Source organism: Stenotrophomonas sp. Sm6012 (assembly GCF_030985895.1).
Lineage (GTDB): Bacteria > Pseudomonadota > Gammaproteobacteria > Xanthomonadales > Xanthomonadaceae > Stenotrophomonas > Stenotrophomonas forensis.
On sequence record NZ_JAPTFX010000265.1, the window covers coordinates 1 to 2,072 of the forward strand.

Consider the following 2,072-nt stretch of genomic DNA (forward strand, 5'->3'; position numbering starts at 1 on the left):
CCCCTGCCCCGCCCCGAACCCCGGAAGTCATGGGCCTTCGTTCCGCCGCGCGCATGGGAACCATCCTGAGGGTTCGAAATGCCCCCTGGCCCACGCCTTTCGTTCCGCCACTGCACCCGCAGCGCAACATGGGAAATCCGCGCGGCGTCCTATAATCCGCGCTTTCCCCCTGACGAGTTCCACCCCGATGGCGCAGCAAACGATGAAGGCCCTGGTCAAGCGCGAAGCGGCCAAGGGCATCTGGCTGGAAGAGGTTCCGGTGCCGACCCCGGGCCCGAACGAGGTGCTGATCAAGCTGGAGAAGACCGCGATCTGCGGTACCGACCTGCACATCTACCTGTGGGACGAGTGGAGCCAGCGCACCATCAAGCCGGGCCTGACCATCGGCCACGAGTTCGTCGGCCGCATCGCCGCGCTCGGCTCGGCGGTGACCGGTTATGAAATCGGCCAGCGCGTCTCGGCCGAAGGCCACATTGTCTGCGGCCACTGCCGCAACTGCCGTGGCGGCCGCCCGCACCTGTGCCCGAACACCGTCGGCATCGGCGTCAACGTCAACGGCGCCTTCGCCGAATACATGGTGATGCCGGCCAGCAACCTGTGGCCGATCCCCGACCAGATCCCGTCGGAACTGGCCGCGTTCTTCGACCCGTACGGCAACGCCGCGCACTGCGCACTGGAATTCAACGTGATCGGTGAGGATGTGCTGATCACCGGCGCGGGCCCGATCGGCATCATCGCCGCCGGCATCTGCAAGCACATCGGTGCACGCAACGTGGTGGTGACCGACGTCAACGACTTCCGCCTGAAGCTGGCCGCCGACATGGGCGCGACGCGCGTGGTCAACGTCGCCAACCAGTCGCTGAAGGACGTGATGAAGGAACTGCACATGGAGGGCTTCGACGTGGGCCTGGAAATGAGCGGCAATCCGCGTGCGTTCAACGACATGCTCGACTGCATGTACCACGGCGGCAAGATCGCCATGCTCGGCATCATGCCCAAGGGCGCCGGCTGCGACTGGGACAAGATCATCTTCAAGGGCCTGACCGTGCAGGGCATCTACGGCCGCAAGATGTACGAGACCTGGTACAAGATGACCCAGCTGGTGCTGTCCGGCTTCCCGCTCGGCAAGGTGATGACCCACCAGCTGCCGATCGATGACTTCCAGAAGGGCTTCGACCTGATGGAACAAGGCAAGGCTGGCAAGGTCGTGCTGAGCTGGAATTGACCCTTCGCCGCGCGCGATGGGTGGGTGGGTGCCGAGCTTGCTCGGCACACCTTGAAACTGAAAAAGGCGCCCGATGGGCGCCTTTTTCGTAAAGCGTGCCAGGCAAGCCTGGCACCTACCGAAACAAGGGTTATTTCCCGACCGCCACGGTCAGCAGCACGCGGCTGTGTGCGAGCTTGCCGGAGTTGTCACGGCCATTGCCGTCGGTGCCGTAGTAGCCCAGGCCGACATTGAACAGGCCGAACTGGCGGCTGACGCCGACGTTCCAGTCGGTGTAGTCCTTGGCCAGGCCCTTCTCGAAGCTGCTGCGGCCGACATTGGCGTTCAGCGTGAACTCCTGCGGCAGGCCCCACTGGCCACCGACACCGTAGTACCAGCCGTCGGTACCGCTGTTCCACTGGTCGTTGGTGTAGGCCACGATCAGCTTGTAGGTCTCGTCCAGCGTGGTGGTGGTGACCAGCTCGTTGTAGTTCTGGCTGCTGGCGCCGAGGTAGGTGTAGCGGTTCAGCAGCACGTCGAAGTTGACGCGCGGGGTGACGTCCACGCCGTAGCCGATCTGGTAGTCGATCTCGGTGTTCGGGTCGCCCGGTCCGAAGTCCACGCCCGAACCCCAGACACCGGCGTACAGGCCGACCGGCGAGGTGTAGGTGAAGCCCGCCTGCAGGGTCGGCTTTTCGTCGGTCTGCGACACGCCGCGGAACAGGTAGTCCGACACCGCCGTGACATTCCAGCTGTAGGGCGATTCGTTGTCCTGGGCGCTGGCGGCGAACGGCGCGAGGGTCAGGGCGGCGGCAAAGGCGAGGCAGGCACGGGCGTGCTTCATGGGCGTCTCCGAGGGTGGCGGGGG

2 protein-coding genes are annotated in these 2,072 nt (G+C 65.0%); one reads left to right on the plus strand and one right to left on the minus strand.

Annotation, left to right across the window (positions count from 1 at the left end; translation table 11 throughout):
• Positions 1–202: 202 nt before the first annotated feature.
• Positions 203–1,225 (plus strand): L-threonine 3-dehydrogenase, encoded by a 1,023-nt coding sequence (gene tdh, locus O0J73_RS22245; protein ID WP_008267065.1) that lies wholly within the window; start codon positions 203–205, stop codon positions 1,223–1,225.
• Positions 1,226–1,355: 130 nt separating this feature from the next.
• On the opposite strand, the gene O0J73_RS22250 is transcribed toward tdh, so the two are convergent.
• Entirely contained in the window at positions 1,356–2,048 is a 693-nt protein-coding gene (locus tag O0J73_RS22250) for a TorF family putative porin (RefSeq protein WP_308309663.1), read from the minus strand.
• Between the last annotated feature and the right edge of the window lie 24 nt (positions 2,049–2,072).

Bases quoted from the DNA above. Each gene is read 5' to 3' on its own strand.
- tdh (WP_008267065.1), top strand. From the start codon at position 203: ATGAAGGCCCTGGTCAAGCGCGAAGCGGCCAAGGGCATCTGGCTGGAA.
- O0J73_RS22250 (WP_308309663.1), bottom strand. From the start codon at position 2,048: ATGAAGCACGCCCGTGCCTGCCTCGCCTTTGCCGCCGCCCTGACCCTC.